The 20,478-nt window shown below is 68.9% G+C and carries 30 protein-coding genes and 1 pseudogene; 30 read left to right on the forward strand and 1 reads right to left on the reverse strand.

Annotation, left to right across the window (positions count from 1 at the left end; genetic code table 11):
- The 30 genes and pseudogenes from E1284_RS25755 to E1284_RS25900 all read left to right on the forward strand — a co-directional run.
- A pseudogene (locus E1284_RS25755) lies at positions 1 to 1,309 on the forward strand (hypothetical protein); the annotation flags it as partial.
- A 695-nt stretch (positions 1,310 to 2,004) separates the two neighbouring features.
- Positions 2,005 to 2,379, forward strand: a complete 375-nt coding sequence (rpsL, locus tag E1284_RS25760) for a 30S ribosomal protein S12 (protein ID WP_089324469.1) — start codon at positions 2,005 to 2,007, stop codon at positions 2,377 to 2,379.
- Positions 2,379 to 2,849: a 30S ribosomal protein S7 gene (rpsG, locus tag E1284_RS25765; protein ID WP_021597494.1), complete on the forward strand. Its 471-nt coding sequence runs from the start codon at positions 2,379 to 2,381 to the stop codon at positions 2,847 to 2,849. The genes rpsL and rpsG overlap by 1 nt, the downstream gene beginning before the upstream one ends.
- Before the next feature lie 41 nt (positions 2,850 to 2,890).
- On the forward strand, positions 2,891 to 5,002 hold the full coding sequence (gene fusA / locus E1284_RS25770; RefSeq protein ID WP_131942719.1) for an elongation factor G: 2,112 nt from the start codon (positions 2,891 to 2,893) through the stop codon (positions 5,000 to 5,002).
- Positions 5,003 to 5,085: 83 nt separating this feature from the next.
- Entirely contained in the window at positions 5,086 to 6,279 is a 1,194-nt protein-coding gene (tuf, locus tag E1284_RS25775) for an elongation factor Tu (RefSeq protein WP_131942720.1), read from the forward strand.
- A 108-nt stretch (positions 6,280 to 6,387) separates the two neighbouring features.
- Positions 6,388 to 6,696 carry a 30S ribosomal protein S10 gene (gene rpsJ, locus E1284_RS25780; RefSeq protein ID WP_018657599.1) on the forward strand — a complete coding sequence of 103 codons (309 nt, stop codon included), beginning with the start codon at positions 6,388 to 6,390 and terminating at the stop codon, positions 6,694 to 6,696.
- Between the two features lie 14 nt (positions 6,697 to 6,710).
- Positions 6,711 to 7,361 carry a 50S ribosomal protein L3 gene (gene rplC, locus E1284_RS25785; RefSeq protein WP_131942721.1) on the forward strand — a complete coding sequence of 217 codons (651 nt, stop codon included), beginning with the start codon at positions 6,711 to 6,713 and terminating at the stop codon, positions 7,359 to 7,361.
- Positions 7,358 to 7,984 carry a 50S ribosomal protein L4 gene (gene rplD / locus E1284_RS25790; RefSeq protein ID WP_131942722.1) on the forward strand — a complete coding sequence of 209 codons (627 nt, stop codon included), beginning with the start codon at positions 7,358 to 7,360 and terminating at the stop codon, positions 7,982 to 7,984. Before rplC ends, rplD begins: the two co-directional genes overlap by 4 nt.
- Before the next feature lie 12 nt (positions 7,985 to 7,996).
- Positions 7,997 to 8,296 (forward strand): 50S ribosomal protein L23, encoded by a 300-nt coding sequence (gene rplW / locus E1284_RS25795; RefSeq protein WP_131942723.1) that lies wholly within the window; start codon positions 7,997 to 7,999, stop codon positions 8,294 to 8,296.
- Between the two features lie 37 nt (positions 8,297 to 8,333).
- Positions 8,334 to 9,167, forward strand: coding sequence for a 50S ribosomal protein L2 (gene rplB / locus E1284_RS25800; protein ID WP_131942724.1), 834 nt, complete (start codon positions 8,334 to 8,336; stop codon positions 9,165 to 9,167).
- 12 nt (positions 9,168 to 9,179) lie between these two features.
- Positions 9,180 to 9,461, forward strand: a complete 282-nt coding sequence (gene rpsS, locus E1284_RS25805; RefSeq protein WP_018657594.1) for a 30S ribosomal protein S19 — start codon at positions 9,180 to 9,182, stop codon at positions 9,459 to 9,461.
- 37 nt (positions 9,462 to 9,498) lie between these two features.
- Complete coding sequence (gene rplV, locus E1284_RS25810; protein WP_131942725.1) at positions 9,499 to 9,882, forward strand: 50S ribosomal protein L22; 384 nt, start codon at positions 9,499 to 9,501, stop codon at positions 9,880 to 9,882.
- Complete coding sequence (rpsC, locus tag E1284_RS25815) at positions 9,882 to 10,745, forward strand: 30S ribosomal protein S3 (protein ID WP_131942726.1); 864 nt, start codon at positions 9,882 to 9,884, stop codon at positions 10,743 to 10,745. Before rplV ends, rpsC begins: the two co-directional genes overlap by 1 nt.
- Positions 10,746 to 10,752: 7 nt before the next feature.
- Positions 10,753 to 11,172 carry a 50S ribosomal protein L16 gene (rplP, locus tag E1284_RS25820; protein ID WP_131942727.1) on the forward strand — a complete coding sequence of 140 codons (420 nt, stop codon included), beginning with the start codon at positions 10,753 to 10,755 and terminating at the stop codon, positions 11,170 to 11,172.
- Complete coding sequence (gene rpmC, locus E1284_RS25825; protein WP_131942728.1) at positions 11,172 to 11,414, forward strand: 50S ribosomal protein L29; 243 nt, start codon at positions 11,172 to 11,174, stop codon at positions 11,412 to 11,414. Before rplP ends, rpmC begins: the two co-directional genes overlap by 1 nt.
- Positions 11,411 to 11,683, forward strand: coding sequence for a 30S ribosomal protein S17 (rpsQ, locus tag E1284_RS25830; protein WP_131942729.1), 273 nt, complete (start codon positions 11,411 to 11,413; stop codon positions 11,681 to 11,683). The genes rpmC and rpsQ overlap by 4 nt, the downstream gene beginning before the upstream one ends.
- Positions 11,684 to 11,780: 97 nt before the next feature.
- Positions 11,781 to 12,149, forward strand: a complete 369-nt coding sequence (gene rplN / locus E1284_RS25835; protein WP_067629407.1) for a 50S ribosomal protein L14 — start codon at positions 11,781 to 11,783, stop codon at positions 12,147 to 12,149.
- Positions 12,149 to 12,457: a 50S ribosomal protein L24 gene (gene rplX, locus E1284_RS25840; protein WP_131942730.1), complete on the forward strand. Its 309-nt coding sequence runs from the start codon at positions 12,149 to 12,151 to the stop codon at positions 12,455 to 12,457. Before rplN ends, rplX begins: the two co-directional genes overlap by 1 nt.
- Positions 12,458 to 12,462: 5 nt before the next feature.
- Positions 12,463 to 13,056, forward strand: coding sequence for a 50S ribosomal protein L5 (gene rplE, locus E1284_RS25845; protein WP_131942731.1), 594 nt, complete (start codon positions 12,463 to 12,465; stop codon positions 13,054 to 13,056).
- Between the two features lie 7 nt (positions 13,057 to 13,063).
- Positions 13,064 to 13,249 carry a type Z 30S ribosomal protein S14 gene (locus E1284_RS25850; protein WP_018657585.1) on the forward strand — a complete coding sequence of 62 codons (186 nt, stop codon included), beginning with the start codon at positions 13,064 to 13,066 and terminating at the stop codon, positions 13,247 to 13,249.
- A 148-nt stretch (positions 13,250 to 13,397) separates the two neighbouring features.
- Positions 13,398 to 13,796 carry a 30S ribosomal protein S8 gene (rpsH, locus tag E1284_RS25855; RefSeq protein ID WP_131942732.1) on the forward strand — a complete coding sequence of 133 codons (399 nt, stop codon included), beginning with the start codon at positions 13,398 to 13,400 and terminating at the stop codon, positions 13,794 to 13,796.
- Between the two features lie 16 nt (positions 13,797 to 13,812).
- Positions 13,813 to 14,349, forward strand: coding sequence for a 50S ribosomal protein L6 (gene rplF / locus E1284_RS25860; RefSeq protein WP_131942733.1), 537 nt, complete (start codon positions 13,813 to 13,815; stop codon positions 14,347 to 14,349).
- A 2-nt stretch (positions 14,350 to 14,351) separates the two neighbouring features.
- Positions 14,352 to 14,738, forward strand: a complete 387-nt coding sequence (rplR, locus tag E1284_RS25865; protein WP_131942734.1) for a 50S ribosomal protein L18 — start codon at positions 14,352 to 14,354, stop codon at positions 14,736 to 14,738.
- Between the two features lie 31 nt (positions 14,739 to 14,769).
- Positions 14,770 to 15,390 (forward strand): 30S ribosomal protein S5, encoded by a 621-nt coding sequence (gene rpsE, locus E1284_RS25870; RefSeq protein WP_386874519.1) that lies wholly within the window; start codon positions 14,770 to 14,772, stop codon positions 15,388 to 15,390.
- Positions 15,387 to 15,569, forward strand: coding sequence for a 50S ribosomal protein L30 (rpmD, locus tag E1284_RS25875; protein WP_089324452.1), 183 nt, complete (start codon positions 15,387 to 15,389; stop codon positions 15,567 to 15,569). Before rpsE ends, rpmD begins: the two co-directional genes overlap by 4 nt.
- Position 15,570: 1 nt before the next feature.
- Positions 15,571 to 16,050: a 50S ribosomal protein L15 gene (gene rplO, locus E1284_RS25880; protein ID WP_131942735.1), complete on the forward strand. Its 480-nt coding sequence runs from the start codon at positions 15,571 to 15,573 to the stop codon at positions 16,048 to 16,050.
- 232 nt (positions 16,051 to 16,282) lie between these two features.
- Positions 16,283 to 17,578, forward strand: a complete 1,296-nt coding sequence (gene secY, locus E1284_RS25885) for a preprotein translocase subunit SecY (RefSeq protein ID WP_131942739.1) — start codon at positions 16,283 to 16,285, stop codon at positions 17,576 to 17,578.
- The gene (locus tag E1284_RS25890) at positions 17,578 to 18,228 is read left to right on the forward strand and encodes an adenylate kinase (RefSeq protein WP_131942736.1); all 651 of its coding nucleotides are present in this window, start codon (positions 17,578 to 17,580) and stop codon (positions 18,226 to 18,228) included. The genes secY and E1284_RS25890 overlap by 1 nt, the downstream gene beginning before the upstream one ends.
- Positions 18,229 to 18,306: 78 nt before the next feature.
- Positions 18,307 to 19,146: a type I methionyl aminopeptidase gene (map, locus tag E1284_RS25895; protein ID WP_131942740.1), complete on the forward strand. Its 840-nt coding sequence runs from the start codon at positions 18,307 to 18,309 to the stop codon at positions 19,144 to 19,146.
- A 15-nt stretch (positions 19,147 to 19,161) separates the two neighbouring features.
- Positions 19,162 to 19,605 carry a DUF1707 SHOCT-like domain-containing protein gene (locus E1284_RS25900; RefSeq protein ID WP_131942737.1) on the forward strand — a complete coding sequence of 148 codons (444 nt, stop codon included), beginning with the start codon at positions 19,162 to 19,164 and terminating at the stop codon, positions 19,603 to 19,605.
- 21 nt (positions 19,606 to 19,626) lie between these two features.
- Here E1284_RS25900 and E1284_RS25905 read toward each other — a convergent pair whose 3' ends face one another.
- The gene (locus tag E1284_RS25905; protein ID WP_131942738.1) at positions 19,627 to 20,442 is read right to left on the reverse strand and encodes a phosphodiesterase; all 816 of its coding nucleotides are present in this window, start codon (positions 20,440 to 20,442) and stop codon (positions 19,627 to 19,629) included.
- Positions 20,443 to 20,478: the final 36 nt, after the last annotated feature.

Here is a 20,478-nt window from a genome sequence, read left to right on the forward strand (position 1 = left end):
ACCATCGTGGGCGGCGCCGCCCGCGGCGCCGCCCACGATGGTCGAGCAGCCGATGCGGCAGTTCGGCGAGCAGCCCCCGCCCCCGCCGCCCTACGGCGGCCCGCAGGAGCCGCCGCAGTACGGGCAGCCGCAGCCCGGCTACGGGCAGCCGCCCGCGCCGGGCGGGTTCACGCCTCCGCAGGACCCGCAGCAGTACGTCCCGCCGGGGGAGCCGCCGCAGTACGGCCAGCCCCAGCCCGGCTACGGCCAGCAGCAGTACGGCCAGCAGCCGCCGCAGTCGGGGTACCCGCAGCAGCCGATGCACGGCGCGCCCCAGGAGCAGTACGGGCAGCAGCCGCCCCAGTTCGGCGGCCAGCAGCCCGGCGCGTTCGCACCGCCCCCGTCCGGTGAGCAGGCCCCGCAGCAGCAGGACCCGCAGGACGCCGTCGGCGACCGCACTGTGATCGTCCCCGGTCCCGGTGCCGGCGCGCCCGAGCCGGCGCAGCCGCAGCGTCCCGCGATCGACGACCAGGCGACGCTGCACTGGTCGCCGGGCACCGACGTGCCGGTCGCCACCGGCCCCGAGCGCAGGCAGGACCCGCCGGCCGAGCCGTGGCAGGCGCCGACGCCGCCGTCCACGCCCGAGCCGTGGACGCCCGAGGCGCCCCAGCAGGGCCAGTCGCAGCAGGGCCAGGCCGACCACGAGCGCACCATGATGGTGCCGCCGCCCGAGTCGGGCTTCGGCGCGGGGTCGCACTCGTCCGGTCCCTCGCCCTCGGTGGACGACCTGTACGGCCCGCCCGCCGAGAGCGGCGTCGAGGACGCTCGTCCGACCGAGGCGTTCGACCCGTCCCAGGGCCGGCACGCCGCCGAGGCGCCCGCCGCGGCCGACAGCACCCGGCTGGACATCGGCCAGCAGCAGTGGGGACAGCAGCAGCCGCAGGCCCCGCAGCAGCAGTACGGCCAGCAGCAGGCCTACGGCCAGCCCGGCGAGCAGCAGCAGGCCTACGGCCAGCAGCCCGCTGAGCAGCAGCGCGGATTCGGCCAGCCGGAGCAGTACGGCCAGCCGTACCAGCAGCAGGGCTACGGCCAGCCGGGGCAGTACGACCAGCAGGGCCAGCAGGGTCAGCAGTACGGCCAGCAGCAGCCCTACGGCCAGCCCGGACAGTACGGCCAGCAGGGGCAGCCCGCCCAGTACGGCGGCCAGCAGCCCGGCTACGGCACCGGCTCCGAAGAGGGCAAGGGCGGCAAGAACATGCTCTGGCTCGTCATCGGCGGCGTCGCCGTCGTCGTGATCCTCGTGGTCGCCGTGGTGGCCTTCCTGATGTAAGGGACGGGCCCCGTCCGGGGACGGAAAGCCCTCGGCCGCTCCGCTCGCCGCGGCCCTGTTCCTCGGGAACTGGGCCGCGGTCACGGGCGGGTGCGGTTCCCGCCCGCCGACCGTCCCGCCGCGCGCGACGGGTGCCTCTCCGCGTACACGGCGTCAGCCGACCCGGTCGCCGCCGCTGAACGCGGGGGGAGACGTAAAAGTTGGCCCACATCTTCCCTAGTAGCGGGGATGTGGGACACAATGCCGACGAGTGCCCCCGCCCGAAGCCCGGGACTCGGGGGCCGGGGCCGGGAACATCCGACGGCGTCCGGCCGTTCACCACTGCGGGGAGAAGGCTCCCCACCGCTCCGCGGTTTGCGCCGCAGGGGGCGCGCACGGTAATGCGCTCCCTGTTTTGCACTTTGCCGTGCGGGTCGGTAATCTCTTCACTTGCGCCCGCTCTGCGGGCCACTGTGCGTGTGCGTCGGCGAGGCCGGTAGGCCAGCCCCAGCGCCGCATCTACTCCCCGGCTTGATTCGGCCCTGAGATGGGCCGGGCGGTCTGTGTCGGTTTCGCGCGGTTGCATTTCCGTGGGTGGCGACACGCCCGACCGCGGGGGTCGGAGAGGTCGGGAAACCGGCAGGTCACAGCCTCGCCTGAGGTGGTGATTGCAGCAATAGGACTTACCGGCTCGGTACGAGGAAGACGGAGACGCGGTGCCCACGATCCAGCAGCTGGTCCGAAAGGGCCGCCAGGACAAGGTGACCAAGAACAAGACGCCCGCGCTCAAGGGCAGCCCCCAGCGCCGGGGAGTCTGCACGCGCGTCTACACGACGACGCCCAAGAAGCCGAACTCCGCGCTTCGCAAGGTCGCCCGTGTCCGGCTGACCAGTGGGATCGAGGTCACGGCCTACATCCCCGGCGTCGGTCACAACCTGCAGGAGCACTCGATCGTGCTCGTGCGCGGCGGCCGTGTGAAGGACCTCCCGGGCGTTCGGTACAAGATCATCCGCGGTGCGCTCGACACCCAGGGCGTGCGCAACCGCAAGCAAGGGCGCAGCCACTACGGCGCGAAGAAGGAGAAGAGCTGATGCCGCGCAAGGGCCCTGCTGGCAAGCGCCAGCTGATCGCTGACCCGGTGTACAACTCGCCGCTGGTCACCGCGCTCATCAACAAGATTCTCCTGGACGGCAAGCGCTCGATCGCGCAGAGCATCGTCTACGACGCCCTCGAGGGCGCCCGCGAGAAGACCGGCAACGACCCGGTCGTCACGCTGAAGCGCGCGCTCGACAACGTGAAGCCGACCCTGGAGGTCCGCAGCCGCCGCGTCGGTGGCGCGACCTACCAGGTCCCCGTCGAGGTGCGGCCGGCCCGCAGCACCACGCTCGCCCTGCGCTGGCTGGTGGTGTACGCCCGGCAGCGCCGTGAGAAGACCATGACCGAGCGGCTGATGAACGAGCTGCTCGACGCGAGCAACGGTCTTGGCGCGTCTGTCAAGAAGCGCGAGGACACGCACAAGATGGCGGAGTCCAACAAGGCCTTCGCCCACTACCGCTGGTAACCCCGGCGGAACTGCAACGACGAGACGACGCGAGGACGACAGTGGCTACCAAAACCGGTGTGGACCTGGCCAAGGTCCGCAACATCGGGATCATGGCCCATATCGACGCGGGCAAGACCACGACGACCGAGCGCATCCTCTACTACACGGGGATGAGCTACAAGATCGGTGAGACCCACGAAGGCTCCGCCACCATGGACTGGATGGAGCAGGAGCAGGAACGGGGCATCACGATCACGTCGGCGGCCACGACCTGCCACTGGGCCGTGGACGAGACCGATCACACGATCAACATCATCGACACCCCCGGGCACGTCGACTTCACCGTCGAGGTGGAGCGGAACCTGCGCGTGCTCGACGGTGCGGTCGCGGTGTTCGACGGCGTCGCGGGCGTGGAGCCCCAGTCCGAGACGGTGTGGCGCCAGGCCGACCGCTACGACGTGCCCCGCATGTGCTTCGTCAACAAGATGGACCGGGTCGGCGCGGAGTTCCACCGCTGCGTCGACATGATCGAGAACCGGCTGAACGCGACTCCGCTCGCGCTGCAGCTCCCGATCGGCGCCGAGGCCGACTTCAAGGGCGTCATCGACCTGGTCACCATGAAGGCCCTCGTCTGGAACGAGGAGGCCAAGCTCGGCGAGATGTACGACACGCTCGACATCCCCGAGTCGCACGCCGAGACGGCCCGCGAGTGGCGCGACAAGCTCATCGAGACGCTGGCCGAGAACGACGACGAGATCATGGAGCTGTACCTGGAGGGCGAGGAGCCCACCGTCGAGCAGCTCCACGACGGCATCCGGCGCGCGACGGTCGGCGCGAAGCTCACCCCGGTCATGTGCGGGACGGCCTTCAAGAACAAGGGCGTGCAGCCGCTGCTGGACGGGATCGTCCGGTACCTGCCCTCCCCGCTGGACGTCGAGGCCATCGAGGGCCACGCCGTCCGCGACGAGGAGAAGGTGCTCAAGCGGCTGCCGAGCGAGGACGAGCCGTTCTCCGCTCTCGCCTTCAAGATCGCCAGCGACCCGCACCTGGGCAAGCTGACGTTCGTGCGCATCTACTCCGGCGTGCTGGAGTCCGGCACGGCCGTCATGAACTCGGTGAAGGAGCGCAAGGAGCGCATCGGCAAGATCTACCGGATGCACGCCAACAAGCGCACCGAGATCGAGCGCGCGGGCGCCGGCGACATCGTCGCGGTGATGGGCCTCAAGCAGACCACCACCGGTGAGACGCTGAGCGACGACAAGGACCCGATCGTCCTGGAGTCGATGAACTTCCCGGCGCCGGTCATCCACGTCGCGATCGAGCCGAAGACCAAGGCCGACCAGCAGAAGCTGGGCACCGCGATCCAGCGGCTGGCCGAGGAGGACCCGTCTTTCCAGGTCCGCACCGAGGAGGACACCGGCCAGACCGTCATCTCCGGCATGGGCGAACTCCACCTGGAGATCCTCGTCGACCGGATGAAGCGCGAGTTCAAGGTCGAGGCCAACGTCGGCAAGCCGCAGGTCGCCTACCGCGAGACGATCACCCGCAAGGTCGAGAAGGTCGAGTACACCCACAAGAAGCAGACGGGTGGCTCCGGCCAGTTCGGCCGCGTGATCATCGACCTGGAGCCGCTCGGCGGCGGGTCCGACGGCTACGAGTTCGAGAACAAGGTCACCGGTGGCCGCATCCCGCGGGAGTACATCCCGTCGGTGGACGCGGGCTGCCAGGAGGCCGCCGACTTCGGTGTCCTGGCCGGCTACCCGATGGTGGGGGTCAAGGTCACCCTGCGGGACGGCGCCTACCACGAGGTCGACTCGTCGGAGATGGCGTTCAAGGTCGCCGGTTCCATGGCGTTCAAGGAGGCCGCCCGCAAGGCGTCCCCCACGCTGCTGGAGCCGATGATGGCGGTCGAGGTCACCACGCCCGAGGACAACATGGGCGATGTGATCGGCGACCTCAACAGCCGCCGCGGTCAGGTCCAGTCCATGGACGAGCGGCATGGCATGCGCGTCATCAAGGCGCTGGTGCCGCTGTCGGAGATGTTCGGCTACGTGGGTGATCTGCGCAGCAAGACCCAGGGCCGGGCTGTTTTCACGATGCAGTTCGACTCCTACGCCGAGGTTCCGTCGAACGTCGGGCAGGAGATCATCGCCAAGGCGCGGGGCGAATAAGCACCCGGGCCTGCCCACAGATCACCAGGACGTACATCGAAGCGGTCGTCTAGACGGCCGAGGATCGCAACAAGGAGCAACCAGTGGCGAAGGCCAAGTTCGAGCGGACGAAGCCGCACGTGAACATCGGCACCATTGGACACATCGACCACGGTAAGACCACGCTTACCGCGGCGATCACCAAGGTGCTCCACGACAAGTACCCGGACCTCAACCCCTTCACGCCGTTCGAGGACATCGACAAGGCGCCGGAGGAGCGCGAGCGCGGCATCACGATCTCGATCTCGCACGTCGAGTACCAGACCGAGGCCCGCCACTACGCGCACGTCGACTGCCCGGGTCACGCCGACTACATCAAGAACATGATCACCGGTGCGGCGCAGATGGACGGCGCCATCCTGGTGGTCGCCGCCACCGACGGCCCGATGCCGCAGACCAAGGAGCACGTGCTCCTGGCCCGCCAGGTCGGCGTCCCCTACATCGTCGTCGCGCTGAACAAGTGCGACATGGTGGACGACGAGGAGATCCTGGAGCTCGTCGAGCTCGAGGTCCGCGAGCTCCTGTCGGAGTACGAGTTCCCGGGCGACGACGTCCCGGTCGTCCGCGTCTCCGCCTACCAGGCGCTGCAGGGCGACGAGAAGTGGGCCGAGTCCATCGTCGAGCTCATGACCGCCGTCGACGAGAACGTGCCGGAGCCGGTGCGCGACACCGACAAGCCGTTCCTGATGCCGATCGAGGACGTCTTCTCGATCACCGGCCGCGGCACCGTCGTGACCGGCCGCATCGAGCGCGGTGTCGTCAACGTCAACGAGACCGTCGACATCATCGGCATCAAGCCGGAGTCCACCTCGACCACCGTCACCGGTGTCGAGATGTTCCGCAAGCTGCTCGACCAGGGCCAGGCGGGCGACAACGTCGGCCTGCTCCTGCGCGGCATCAAGCGCGAGGACGTCGAGCGCGGCCAGTGCGTCATCAAGCCGGGCACGAACACCCCGCACACCGAGTTCGAGGCGCAGGTCTACATCCTGTCCAAGGACGAGGGCGGCCGCCACACGCCGTTCTTCAACAACTACCGTCCGCAGTTCTACTTCCGGACCACGGACGTCACCGGCGTGGTGAACCTCCCCGAGGGCACCGAGATGGTCATGCCGGGCGACAACACCGAGATGCGCGTCGAGCTGATCCAGCCCGTCGCCATGGAGGAGGGCCTGAAGTTCGCCATCCGCGAGGGTGGCCGGACGGTCGGCGCCGGTCGCGTCACCAAGGTCATCAAGTAAGACCACTCGTCACGCGGCGGCCCGGCCGCTGGGACACCCCGAGCCGGGCCGCCGCGTCACGACCATGAAGTAAACAGCGGCACTACAGCAAAGGACACCGAGGCCACCATGGCGGGACAGAAGATCCGCATCCGGCTCAAGGCCTACGACCACGAGGTCATCGACACCTCCGCGAAGAAGATCGTTGAGACGGTGACGCGGACGGGCGCCAAGGTCGCGGGCCCGGTGCCGCTGCCGACCGAGAAGAACGTGTACTGCGTCATCCGCTCGCCGCACAAGTACAAGGACAGCCGCGAGCACTTCGAGATGCGCACGCACAAGCGGTTGATCGACATCATCGACCCGACGCCCAAGACGGTCGACTCGCTGATGCGGCTCGACCTTCCGGCCGGCGTTGACATCGAGATCAAGCTCTGAGGGACGCACCGAGAATGAGTACGCAGAGGAAGGGCGTCCTGGGCGAGAAGCTCGGCATGACCCAGGTCTTCGACGATGAGGGCCGGATCGTTCCGGTGACCGTCGTCCAGGCCGGGCCGTGTGTCGTGACCCAGCTCAAGAGCCAGGAGAAGGACGGCTACAGCGCCGTCCAGATCGGGTTCGGGCAGATCGACCCGCGCAAGGTGAACAAGCCGCGCACGGGTCACTTCGAGAAGGCCGGCGTGACGCCGCGCCGCTACCTCGTCGAACTGCGGGCCGACGACACCACCGGGTACGAACTCGGCCAGGAGATCACCGCCGACGTCTTCGAGGCCGGCCAGAAGATCGACGTCACCGGTACGAGCAAGGGCAAGGGCACCGCCGGTGTCATGAAGCGCCACGGGTTCAAGGGCCTCAGCGCTTCGCACGGCACGCAGCGCAAGCACCGCTCGCCGGGCTCGATCGGCGGCTGCGCGACCCCCGGTCGCGTCTTCAAGGGCCTCCGCATGGCGGGACGGCACGGCAACGCCCGTACCACCGTGCAGAACCTGACCGTCCACGCCATCGACGCGGAGAAGAACCTGCTGCTCATCAAGGGCGCGGTTCCCGGTCCCAACGGCGGCGTGGTGCTGGTCCGCGACGCAGTGAAGGGGACGGGCAAGTGACTTCGAAGCTCGACATCGACCTGCCCGCCGAGGTCTTCGACGCGAAGACCAGCGTGCCGCTGATCCACCAGGTCGTGGTGGCGCAGCTGGCCGCGGCGCGCCAGGGCACGCACTCGGCCAAGACCCGCGGCGAAGTTCGCGGCGGCGGCAAGAAGCCGTACCGGCAGAAGGGCACCGGCCGCGCCCGCCAGGGCTCGATCCGCGCTCCCCAGTTCGCCGGCGGCGGCACCGTGCACGGCCCGCAGCCGCGGGACTACGCGCAGAAGACGCCCAAGAAGATGAAGGCGGCCGCGCTCCGCGGCGCCCTGTCCGACCGCGCCCGCTACGGCCGGGTGCACGTCGTCGACAGCCTCATCGAGGGCGACGCCCCGAAGACGAAGACGGCGCTGAAGGCCCTCCGCACGGTGCTTTCCGAAGCGCACGGAGCGGGCACCGAGGCCACCCGCGTCCTCCTGGTCCTGGACCGCGAGGACGAGCTGACCTGGAAGAGCCTGCGCAACGAGCCGAGCGTGCACGTGCTCGTCTCCGACCAGCTCAACACCTACGACGTGCTGGTGAACGACGACGTGGTCTTCACGAAGGCCGCGTACGACGAGTTCATCTCGCGCGCGGCGAAGAAGTAAGGAGGGTCGCACATGAACAAGATCGCCGACCCCCGCGACGTCATCATCGCGCCGGTCGTCTCGGAGAAGAGCTACGGGCTGCTGGACGAGAACAAGTACACCTTCATCGTCCGCCCGGACGCCAACAAGACGCAGATCAAGCAGGCCGTCGAGAAGGTGTTCGGCGTCAAGGTGACGAACGTGAACACGCTCAACCGCCAGGGCAAGCGCAAGCGCACCCGGTTCGGCTACGGCAAGCGCAAGGACACCAAGCGCGCCATCGTCAGCCTTGCCGAGGGCGAGCGGATCGACATCTTCGGCGGCCCGGCCTAGGCCGGCGCCGGAGCAGATTAAGGGATGAACGAAAAAGATGGGCATCCGTAACTACAAGCCGACGACTCCGGGGCGTCGCGGCTCCAGCGTGGCCGACTTCGTCGAGATCACGCGCGACGAGCCGGAGAAGTCGCTGCTGCGTCCGCTCCCCAAGAAGGGCGGCCGCAACAACCACGGCCGCATCACGACCCGGCACCAGGGCGGCGGGCACAAGCGCGCCTACCGCCTGGTCGACTTCCGCCGGCACGACAAGGACGGCGTGCCGGCCAAGGTCGCGCACATCGAGTACGACCCGAACCGCACCGCGCGGATCGCGCTGCTGCACTACGTGGACGGCGAGAAGCGCTACATCCTCGCCCCCCGCGGCCTGAAGCAGGGCGACCGGGTGGAGAACGGGCCGGGCGCGGACATCAAGCCGGGCAACTGCCTGCCGCTGCGCAACATCCCGACCGGTACGGTCGTGCACGCCATCGAGCTCCGCCCCGGCGGCGGCGCCAAGATCGCCCGCAGTGCGGGCGCCGGCGTCCAGCTGCTGGCCAAGGAGGGCAAGTACGCCACGCTGCGCATGCCCTCCGGCGAGATGCGGATGGTGGACGTGCGCTGCCGCGCGACGGTCGGCGAGGTCGGCAACGCCGAGCAGTCGAACATCAACTGGGGCAAGGCCGGCCGGATGCGGTGGAAGGGCAAGCGCCCGACCGTCCGCGGTGTCGCCATGAACCCGATCGACCACCCGCACGGCGGTGGTGAGGGCAAGACCTCCGGTGGCCGCCACCCGGTGAACCCCGCCGGTAAGAAGGAAGGCCGCACTCGCCAGGCGAACAAGTCGAGCGACCGGCTGATCGTCCGTCGTCGCAGCAAGAAGAAGCGGTAGGAGTCGCTCGTCATGCCACGTAGCCTTAAGAAGGGCCCGTTCGTGGACGACCACCTTCAGAAGAAGGTCGACGTCCAGAATGAGAAGGGCACCAAGAACGTCATCAAGACGTGGTCGCGGCGCTCCATGATCGTGCCGGACATGATCGGTCACACGATCGCCGTGCACGACGGCCGCAAGCACGTCCCGGTGTTCATCACCGACGCCATGGTGGGACACAAGCTCGGCGAGTTCGCGCCGACGCGCACGTTCCGCAGCCACGTCAAGGAAGACCGCCGCAGCCGCCGAGGCTGAGCAGGCAGAGCAGTAGATCGTACGGAGAGGAACAGCGATGGAAGCCAGGGCCCAGGCGCGGTACATCCGCGTCACGCCCAGGAAGGCCCGCCGCGTGGTGGACCTCATCCGCGGCCTGCCTGCCGCGGAGGCTCAGGCGGTGCTGCGGTTCGCCCCCCAGGCTGCGAGTGAGCCGGTGGGCAAGGTGCTGGCGAGTGCCATCGCCAACGCCGAGCACAACTTCAAGCTCGACTCGGACACGCTCGTCGTGAGCCGTGCGTGGGTGGACGAGGGGCCGACGCTCAAGCGTTTCCGCCCCCGCGCCCAGGGCCGGGCTTACCGCATCAACAAGCGCACGAGCCACATCACGGTGGTCGTGGAGTCGCGGGACGACGCGGTGGCCGCGTCGGGCGGCGGTAAGAAGACGAGGAGGGCCCGGTAGTGGGTCAGAAGATCAACCCGCACGGGTTCCGGCTCGGCATCACCACCGACCACAAGTCCGTGTGGTTCGCCGACAAGCTCTACAAGGACTACGTCAAGGAAGACGTCCAGATCCGGCGCATGCTGCAGAAGGGCATGGACCGGGCGGGCATCTCCAAGGTGGAGATCGAGCGGACCCGTGACCGTGTCGAGGTCAACATCCACACCGCCCGGCCGGGCATCGTCATCGGCCGGCGCGGCGCGGAGGCCGAGCGCCTGCGCGGCGACCTGGAGAAGCTGACCGGCAAGCAGGTCCGGCTGAACATCCTCGAGGTGAAGAACCCCGAGATCGACGCGCAGCTCGTCGCGCAGGGCGTGGCCGAGCAGCTGTCCAGCCGGGTCGCGTTCCGCCGCGCCATGCGCAAGGCGATCCAGTCCGCGATGAAGTCCGGCGCCAAGGGCATCAAGGTGCAGTGCGGCGGCCGCCTCGGCGGCGCCGAGATGTCGCGGTCGGAGTTCTACCGCGAGGGCCAGGTCCCGCTGCACACCCTGCGCGCCGACATCGACTACGGCTTCTACGAGGCCCGGACGACGTTCGGCCGCATCGGCGTCAAGGTGTGGATCTACAAGGGCGAGGCCGCGGCGACGCGCGCCGAGCGCGAGCAGAAGGCCGCGCAGCAGCGCGCCGCGGGCGGCGGCGGTGGCCGTGAGCGCCGCGGTGGCGGCGGCGAGCGCCGTGGCGGCGGCCGTGGCGGCCGCGGCGGACGCGGCGGCGAGCGCGGGGGTGCCCGCGGCGGCGAGGCCCGCGGCGGCGCCGAGCAGAAGCAGGTTTCCGAGCAGCCGGCCCCGGCGGCCGAGGCTGCTCCGCAGGGTGAGGGGAGCTGAGTAACCGATGCTGATCCCTCGCAAGGTCAAGCACCGCAAGCAGCACCACCCGACGCGCCGTGGCATGGCCAAGGGCGGCACGAGGGTGACGTTCGGCGAGTACGGCATCCAGGCCGTCGAGTCCGCGTACGTGACGAACCGGCAGATCGAGGCCGCGCGTATCGCGATGACCCGCCACATCAAGCGCGGCGGCAAGGTCTGGATCAACATCTTCCCGGACCGTCCGCTGACCAAGAAGCCCGCCGAGACCCGCATGGGCTCCGGCAAGGGCTCCGTCGAGTGGTGGGTGGCCAACGTGAAGCCGGGCCGCGTGCTCTTCGAGATCTCCTACCCGGACGAGCGCATCGCCCGGGAGGCCCTCACGCGCGCGATCCACAAGCTGCCGATGAAGTGCAAGATCGTCAAGCGAGAGGTGGGTGAGTCCTGATGGCCAAGGGTCTTACCGCCGACGACCTGCGGACCGAGCCCGAGGACGTCCTGGTCACCAAGCTCAAGGAGGCCAAGGAGGAGCTGTTCAACCTCCGCTTCCAGGCCGCCACCGGCCAGCTTGAGAGCCACGGGCGGCTGCGCACCGTCAAGCGCGAGATCGCCCGCATCTACACGGTGATGCGGGAGCGCGAGCTCGGCATCGTCACGGTCGCCGAGGACGCCGCGGAGGGCAACGAATGACCGAGCAGCAGACGGAGAAGCGGACCAGCCGCAAGGTGCTGGAAGGCCTCGTGGTCAGCGACAAGATGGACAAGACCGTGGTCGTGTCCGTCGAGGACCGCGTGACCCACCGCCGGTACCACAAGGTGATCCGCCGCACCAAGAACTACAAGGCGCACGACGAGGGCAATGAGTGCGGCGTGGGCGACCGCGTCCGGCTCATGGAGACCCGACCGCTGTCGGCCACCAAGCGGTGGCGCGTGGTGGAGATCCTCGAGAAGGCCAAGTAGGCCCGCGGGGCGCGAGCCCCGCAATGTACATGACTGGTTCCACCAGGCTGGCCGGACGAGGTCCGGTGCAGAACCGGTGTGACGAACAGGAGTTGACGTGATCCAGCAGGAGTCGCGACTCAAGGTCGCCGACAACACGGGTGCGAAGGAGATCCTTTGCATCCGGGTTCTCGGCGGCTCGGGTCGGCGCTACGCGGGAGTCGGCGACATCATCGTCGCGACGGTGAAGGACGCCCTTCCCGGCGCGGGCGTGAAGAAGGGTGACGTCGTCAAGGCGGTCGTCGTGCGCACCCGCAAGGAGCGCCGGCGCCCGGACGGCTCCTACATCCGCTTCGACGAGAACGCCGCCGTCCTGATCCGGGACGGCGGCGACCCCCGCGGCACCCGTATCTTCGGCCCGGTGGGCCGCGAACTGCGCGAGAAGAAGTTCATGCGCATCATCTCGCTCGCGCCGGAGGTGCTCTGATGAAGATCCGCAAGGGGGACGAGGTCATCGTCCTCGCCGGCAAGGACAAGGGCGCGACGGGCAAGGTCCTGCGCGTCGACCCGCGCGCCGAGCGCGTCGTCGTCGAGGGCGTCAACCTCATCACCAAGAACATCAAGGCCGACCAGCAGCGTGCCGGCAAGGAGAGCGGTCGCGTCACGGTCGAGGCGCCGCTGCACGTCAGCAACGTCGCGATCGTCGAGGACGGCAAGCCGGTCCGGGTCGGTTACCGCACCAACGACGACGGCACGAAGGTTCGGATCTCGCGCCGTAGCGGTAAGGAGATCTGAGACCGATGACCGAGACTCTGTCCGATCGCGCGCAGACCAACGAGCGCCCCGTCCCGACGCCGCGCCTCAAGGTCCGCTACCGCGAGGAGATCGCGGGGCAGATGCGCGAGCAGTTCGGCTACGCCAACGTCATGCAGATCCCCACGCTGACCAAGATCGTGGTCAACATGGGCGTCGGCGACGCGGCCAAGGACGCCAAGCTGATCGAGGGCGCCGTCCGCGACCTGTCGGTGATCACCGGCCAGAAGCCGGCGGTCAACCGGGCCCGCAAGTCCATCGCGCAGTTCAAGCTGCGCGAGGGCATGCCGATCGGCGCGCACGCCACGCTGCGCGGCGACCGCATGTGGGAGTTCCTGGACCGGCTGCTCGCCACCGCGCTGCCCCGCATCCGCGACTTCCGCGGCCTGTCGCCGAAGCAGTTCGACGGCAACGGCAACTACACCTTCGGGCTGACCGAGCAGGTCATGTTCCACGAGGTCGACCCGGACAAGGTCGACCGGACCCGGGGCATGGACATCACGGTCGTGACGACCGCGAAGACCGACGACGAGGGCCGGGCGCTGCTCAAGCTCCTGGGCTTCCCCTTCAAGGAGAGCTGAGCACGATATGGCGAAGAAGTCGCTGATCGCCAAGGCGGCGCGGAAGCCGAAGTTCGGCGTGCGCGCGTACACTCGGTGCTCGCGCTGCGGGCGTCCGCGTTCCGTCTACCGGAAGTTCGGCCTGTGCCGCGTGTGCTTCCGCGAGATGGCGCACCGCGGCGAGCTGCCCGGCATCACCAAGTCCAGCTGGTGACCGCCTCCCCTGGGGCCCCGCGCCCCGGGGGACGGTGCACCGGCCTGTAATAACCAGCCGGGCGCCCGAGAGGGCGCCCACGACCGCGCCAAAGGTCCACGGGACGCATCACCCCGAGGAAACCGTGGCGAGGGAGGGCCAGTAGGCCATGACGATGACCGACCCGATCGCAGACATGCTGACGCGTCTGCGGAACGCGAATTCGGCGTACCACGACTCGGTGGCGATGCCGTACTCGAAGATCAAGGCGCACATCGCCGAGATCCTCCAGCAGGAGGGCTACATCTCGGGCTGGAGCGTGCAGGACGCCAAGGTCGGCAAGGAGCTCCTGATCGAGCTGAAGTTCGGCCCGACCCGGGAGCGTTCGATCGCCGGCATCAAGCGCGTCTCGAAGCCGGGTCTGCGCGTGTACGCGAAGAAGGACAACCTGCCGAGGGTCCTGGGCGGACTGGGCGTCGCGATCATCTCGACGTCCTCCGGCCTGATGACCGACCGTCAGGCGGGCAAGCGCGGCGTGGGCGGGGAAGTCCTCGCCTACGTCTGGTGAGGGGAGGTACAGAAAAATGTCTCGTATCGGACGTCTTCCCATCACCGTGCCCAGCGGCGTCGAGGTGAGCCTCGACGGCCGGGAGGTCACCGTCAAGGGGCCGAAGGGCACGCTGTCGCACACCGTCGCCGAGCCCATCGAGGTCAGCCAGGAGGACGGCACGATCGTCGTCTCCCGGCCGAACGACATGAACAAGGTGCGCGGGCTGCACGGGCTCACCCGGACGCTGATCAACAACATGGTCGTCGGTGTCACCGACGGCTACAAGAAGACCCTGGTCATCCAGGGCGTCGGCTACCGGGTGGTGGCCAAGGGGCAGAACGTCGAGTTCTCGCTCGGCTACAGCCACCCGATCCCGTTCGAGGCGCCGGAGGGCATCAAGCTCACCGTCGAACGGCCGACGCAGCTGACGGTCGAGGGCATCGACAAGCAGCTCGTCGGCGAGATCGCCGCCCGCATCCGCAAGCTGCGCAAGCCCGACCCCTACAAGGGCAAGGGCGTGCGCTACGAGGGCGAGCAGATCCGCCGCAAGGTCGGAAAGGCTGGTAAGTAGTCATGGCAGGCACCAAGACCCTGGCCGCGAAGGCCACGTCGGCGCGGGCCAAGTCCCGCAAGCGCCGGCACCTGCGGGTCCGCAAGAAGGTCGTGGGCAGCGCCGCGCGGCCTCGCCTGGTCGTGACCCGCTCCAGCAGGCACGTGTTCGTCCAGGTCATCGACGACGACAAGGGCCACACGCTGGCCAGCGCGTCGACGATGGAGGCGGACCTGCGCGCCGACTCCGGCGACAAGACGGCCAAGTCCCGCAAGGTCGGCGAGCTCGTCGCCGAGCGGGCCAAGCAGGCCGGCGTCCACGCGGTGGTGTTCGACCGCGGCGGCAACAAGTACCACGGGCGCATCGCCGCCGTCGCGGACGGTGCGCGCGAAGGGGGCCTCGAGCTCTGATGGCCCTGAACCAGAACGAGAGGAACCACTGATGGCAGCGCAGAGGCGTGGTGGCGGTCAGGGTGGCGACCGTCGCGACCGCCGCGACGACCGCCGCGGTGGCGCCGACAAGGGCCAGTCGTACATCGAGAAGGTCGTGGCGATCAACCGTGTCGCCAAGGTCGTCAAGGGCGGGCGTCGCTTCAGCTTCACCGCCCTGGTGATCGTCGGTGACGGCAACGGCACCGTCGGCGTCGGCTACGGCAAGGCCAAGGAGGTGCCCGCGGCGATCGCCAAGGGCGTCGAAGAGGCCAAGAAGCACTTCTTCAAGGTGCCGCGCATCCAGGGCACCATCCCGCACCTGGTGCAGGCGCGGGACGCGGCGGGCGAGGTCCTGCTGCGTCCGGCCAGCCCCGGTACCGGCGTCATCGCCGGTGGCCCGGTGCGCGCCGTCCTGGAGGCCGCCGGCATCCACGACGTGCTGAGCAAGTCGCTGGGCAGCGACAACGCCATCAACATCGTGCACGCCACGATCGCGGGGCTGAAGTCGCTGAAGCGTCCGGAGGAGATCGCGGCCAAGCGCGGCCTGCCGATCGAGGACGTCGCCCCGGCGGCCATGCTGCGCGCCCGCGCGGCGGGTTCCGAGCCCAGGGCGGAGGCCGCGTCGTCGTGACCAACCTGAAGATCACGCAGACCAAGTCCGTGATCAGCGAGAAGCAGAACCAGCGTGACACGCTGCGCACCCTCGGCCTGAAGAAGATCGGGCAGAGCGTGGTCCGCGAGGACCGCCCCGAGGTGCTCGGCATGATCCGGACGGTGGCGCACCTGGTCACCGTCGAGGAGGTCGACTGACATGGCGGCTGATCTCGGTAAGGACGACACCACCGAGGGCACCCCGCTCAAGGTCCACGACCTGCGTCCGGCCCCCGGCGCCAACAAGGCCAAGACCCGCAAGGGCCGCGGCGAGGCGTCCAAGGGCAAGACCGCGGGCCGCGGCACCAAGGGCACGAAGGCCCGCAGCACCGTTCCCGTCGGGTTCGAGGGCGGCCAGATGCCGCTCATCCGCCGGGTGCCGAAGCTGAAGGGCTTCAAGAACCCGAACCGGGTCGAGTTCCAGGTCGTGAACCTGGACAAGCTCGCCGCGCTCTACCCCGAGGGCGGCGAGGTCACCGCGGACGATCTGGCGGCCAAGGGCGCGGTGCGCCGCGGCCGTCCGGTCAAGGTCCTCGGCACCGGCGACATCTCGGTCGCGGTCCAGGTGAAGGCGCACGCCTTCTCCGGCGCCGCGAAGGAGAAGATCGCCGCGGCCGGCGGAACCACCGACGAGCTGTAAGAAGGCGCACTTCGATGCCGGGGCCGTGCTCGCCTACCGCCCGGGGCCGTGAGGCCGCCGGGAAAGGCGGGGCGGCCCCGGTGTCATCTGCTGTTAGAGTCACACGGGCGAAGGCGACTCGCGTGAGATTGCGCACTTACGCGTCTCCTCGGGTATCCTCCGCCCGACCTCATGGACCTGTAACCGGCCCCTCGGTGGCCATGATGAACCCGCCAGTCGCGCAGGAGGAATGGTGCTGACCGCGTTCGCTCGGGCTTTCCGTACGCCTGACCTGCGTAAAAAGATTCTGTTCACGTTGTTCATGATCCTGGTGTTCCGGATCGGGTCGATCATGCCGACCCCCAACGTGAACGTGAAGGTGCTGAAGGACACCGCGGACGCGGCCAAGGAGAGCAACCAGCTCTACGGCCTCGTCGACCTGTTCAGCGGTGGCGCGCTTCTCAAGCTCTCGGTCTTCGCGCTGGGCATCATGCCGTACATCACGGCGAGCATCATCCTGCAGCTGCTGGTGGTGGTGATCCCGCGGCTGGAGGCCCTCAAGAAGGAGGGCCAGGCCGGCACGACGAAGATCACCCAGTACACCCGCTACCTGACGGTCGGGCTGGCGATCCTGCAGGCCACCGGCATCGTGGCGATGGCGAGCACCGGGCAGCTGTTCCAGGGCGTGTCCGGCAGCGGCGACATCCTCTACGAGACCAGCATCTTCCCGATCATCACGATGGTGATCTGCATGGTGGCGGGCACCACGGTCATCATGTGGCTGGGCGAGCTGATGACCGACCGCGGCGTCGGCAACGGCATGTCGGTCCTGATCTTCACCCAGGTGGTGGCGGTCTTCCCCGGCCAGTTCTGGGGCATCTACAAGGCCAAGAACGGCTTCGTCTTCGCGCTCGTCATCATCGTGGGCCTGGCCATCATGGCGGGCGTCGTGTTCGTCGAGCAGGCGCAGCGGCGGATCCCCGTCCAGTACGCCAAGCGGATGGTCGGCCGGCGCATGTACGGCGGGACGTCGACCTACATCCCGCTGAAGGTGAACCAGGCCGGCATCATCCCGATCATCTTCGCGTCCTCGCTGCTCTACCTGCCGATCCTGGCGACGCAGCTGTGGCCCAACACCAAGTGGCTCCAGAAGGTCCAGCCGTACCTGCAGCAGGACAACGCCTGGCACATGGGGTTCTACTTCGTCCTGATCATCTTCTTCACGTACTTCTACGTGGCGATCACCTTCAACCCCACTGAAGTCGCCGACAACATGAAGAAGTATGGTGGATTCATCCCAGGTATCCGTCCTGGTCGGCCGACCGCCGAATACCTCGACTTCGTGCTGACCCGGATCACCACACCCGGTGCGCTGTACCTGGGGCTCGTGTCCCTGATCCCGATGGTGGCGTTCGCACTCCTGAACGCGACCCAGGACTTCCCCTTCGGCGGCGCGAGCATCCTCATCGTCGTCGGCGTCGGACTGGATACCGTGAAGCAGATCGAGAGTCAGCTGCAGCAGCGCAACTACGAGGGCTTCCTCCGGTAGTGCGTATCGTGCTGGTGGGCCCCCCGGGAGCGGGCAAGGGGACGCAGGCCCAGTTCATCGCATCGCATCTGTCGGTCCCGAAAATCTCGACAGGTGACATCTTCCGTGCCAACGTGAGCGGCGGGACCGAACTCGGCCTGCAGGCGAAGCAGTACATGGACCGCGGCGACCTCGTCCCGGACGAGGTCACGATCGCGATGGTGCGCGACCGGCTGGGCGAGGACGACGCCCGCGACGGGTTCCTGCTGGACGGGTTCCCGCGCAACGTCCCGCAGGCGGAGACGCTGAAGAAGATCCTCGCCGAGTGGGACGCGCGCCTCGACATCGTCCTGGAGCTCGTCGTCGACGAGGACGAGGTCGTCCGGCGGCTGTCGGGCCGGCGCACCTGCGACCAGTGCGGCCGGATCTGGCACGTCGACTTCGACGACAAGCAGGACGACATCTGCGACGACTGCGGCGGCCGCCTGTTCCAGCGCGACGACGACAAGGAAGAGGTCGTCATGCACCGCCTGGAGGTGTACCGGCACGACACGGCCCCGCTGGTGCAGTTCTACGCCGACGAGAACATCCTCGTCGGCATCGACGCCACGGGTCCGGTCGAAGAGGTCACCAAGCGCGCTCTGGACGCGCTGCGCCCGCTGGAGAAGTGACGGCGCGGGCGCGGGGCCCCTCGTATCGGCGGGGCCCCGCGCCCGCCCGGCGGCGGCTGACCCGGTGCAAGGGGAATGATGTTCAAACGGCGTAGACCCACCATCCAGATGAAGACCGCCGAGCAGATCGAGCTGATGCGGGCGGCGGGGCTGCTCGTCGGCCGGACGCTGGAGCTGCTGCGCGATGCCGTGAAGCCGGGGATCACCACCCTGGACCTCGACACGCTCGCCGAGCGGCACATCCGCGACAACGGCGGCATCCCGTCGTTCAAGGGCTACCACGGCTTCACCGGGACGATCTGCGCGTCGATCAACGAGGAGATCGTGCACGGCATCCCGCGGGGCGACAAGGTGCTGCGGGACGGCGACGTCATCTCCATCGACTGCGGCGCGATCGTGGCGGGCTGGCACGGCGATGCCGCCATCACCGTCCCGGTCGGGGAGATCACCGACGAACTGCGCACGCTGCTGGACGTCACCGAGACGTCCCTGTGGCGCGGTCTCGCGGCCGGAAGGGCCGGGGCGCACCTGACGGACATGTCGCACGCGATCGAGGCTTACATTCGCTCTCAGGGCCGCTACGGCATCGTCGAGGGCTACGGCGGGCACGGCATCGGGACCGAGATGCACATGGACCCGCTGATCCCCAACCACGGCGCGGCCGGGCACGGCCCCGTCCTGGAGCCCGGGATGTGCTTCGCGGTGGAGCCGATGGTGAACCTCGGCACCAAGGAGACCCTCGAACTGGACGACGGCTGGACGGTCGTGACGGCCGACGGGCGGTACTCGGCGCACTTCGAGCACACGTTCGCGGTCACCGCGGACGGCCCCCGCGTCCTGACCGCCCTGGATGAGGGCCGCGAATGGTTCCAGAAACTCGGTTCGGCCACGCAGAATGGAAGCGACAGCTCGTCCTGAGAAGCCGGAGGAACGATGGCGCCGAACCCTGACATCCGGGCCTCGGACGCCGACCGCGACCGGGTGGCCGCGAGCCTGCGCGAGCACTGCGCGCTCGGCCGCATCACGATGGACGAGCTGCAGGAGCGGCTCGACTCGGTGTACGCGTCCAAGACCGTCGGCGATCTCCAGGAGGTCACCTCCGACCTGCCGGAGGAGGACCTCTACCAGCTGCCCGTCCCGGCGACCCAGCCGAAGAGCACCGCGTCCGTGGCCGGGCCCCCGTCCCGGGACCTCGACGTGCGCGGCATGAAGGCGATGTGGGGCGCGTGGGCGACGGTCAGCGCGATCAACTTCACCGTCTGGCTGATCGTCCTGGTGACGACCGGCGCGGTGTACCCGTGGTGGATCTGGGTGGCGGGGCCGTGGGGCGCGATCCTGCTGATGCGCACGATCTTCGGCGACCGGCGCGACGGCTGACGGGCTCTGCTCTGGCGGCCTCTACTCCACGTCCATGAGCGGCCGGTAGTTGCCGGTCGGGGCGAAGTGCGTGGTGGCGGTGCCGTCCGCGCCGATGAGGTGGAGGGCGAACCCGGCCGGTTCCCCGGTGACGGCGGCGCGGCCCTGCTTGGTGAGGTCGAGGAACAGCTGCCGGTAGGTGCTCGGGCAGGTGGTGCTGACCCGCCCGGCGAGCGACCCGACCGACGCGCGGTGGACGTGCCCGGAGATGATCCGCACGACCTGCGGGTGCCGGGAGACCACGGACGCGAACCCGGCGGGGTCGACGAACCGCAGGTCGTCGATGAACCGCATCCCGATCGGGTACGGCGGATGGTGCGTGGCGATGACGGTCGGCGTGTCGGGCGCGGCCCGCAGCATGTCCTCCAGCCAGCCGAGCCGCTCCTCGCTCATGTGACCGTGCGGGTGGCCGTCCACGGTGGTGTCGCAGCAGATCAGCCGCACTCCGGCGATGTCGGCGGCGTACTGGACGGGCGCCCGCGGGGCCGTTCCGGTGGCCGCGACCGCCGGGTGGTCGCCGAACGCCTTGCGCATCTCGTCGCGGTCGTCGTGGTTGCCGCACATCGGGTAGACGGCCATCGGCAGCGGGGACAGCAGCGCGTGCAGCCGCGCGTACTCGGCGGGCAGCCCGGCGTCGGCGAGGTCGCCGGTGAGGACGACCGCGTCGGGCCGCGCGGGCAGCGCGAGGAGGCTCGACACGGCGGACCGCAGGGCGCGCACCGGCCCGGAGCCGTCGTCCACCTCGCCGTCCCGCCCGGCCGCCAGATGGATGTCGCTCAGCTGCGCGATGATCGCCATCGATTCTCCCCTTGCCCCAAGCACATCACGGCCCCC

It is taken from the genome of Actinomadura bangladeshensis, assembly GCF_004348335.1.
GTDB classification, from domain to species: Bacteria; Actinomycetota; Actinomycetes; order Streptosporangiales; family Streptosporangiaceae; genus Spirillospora; species Spirillospora bangladeshensis.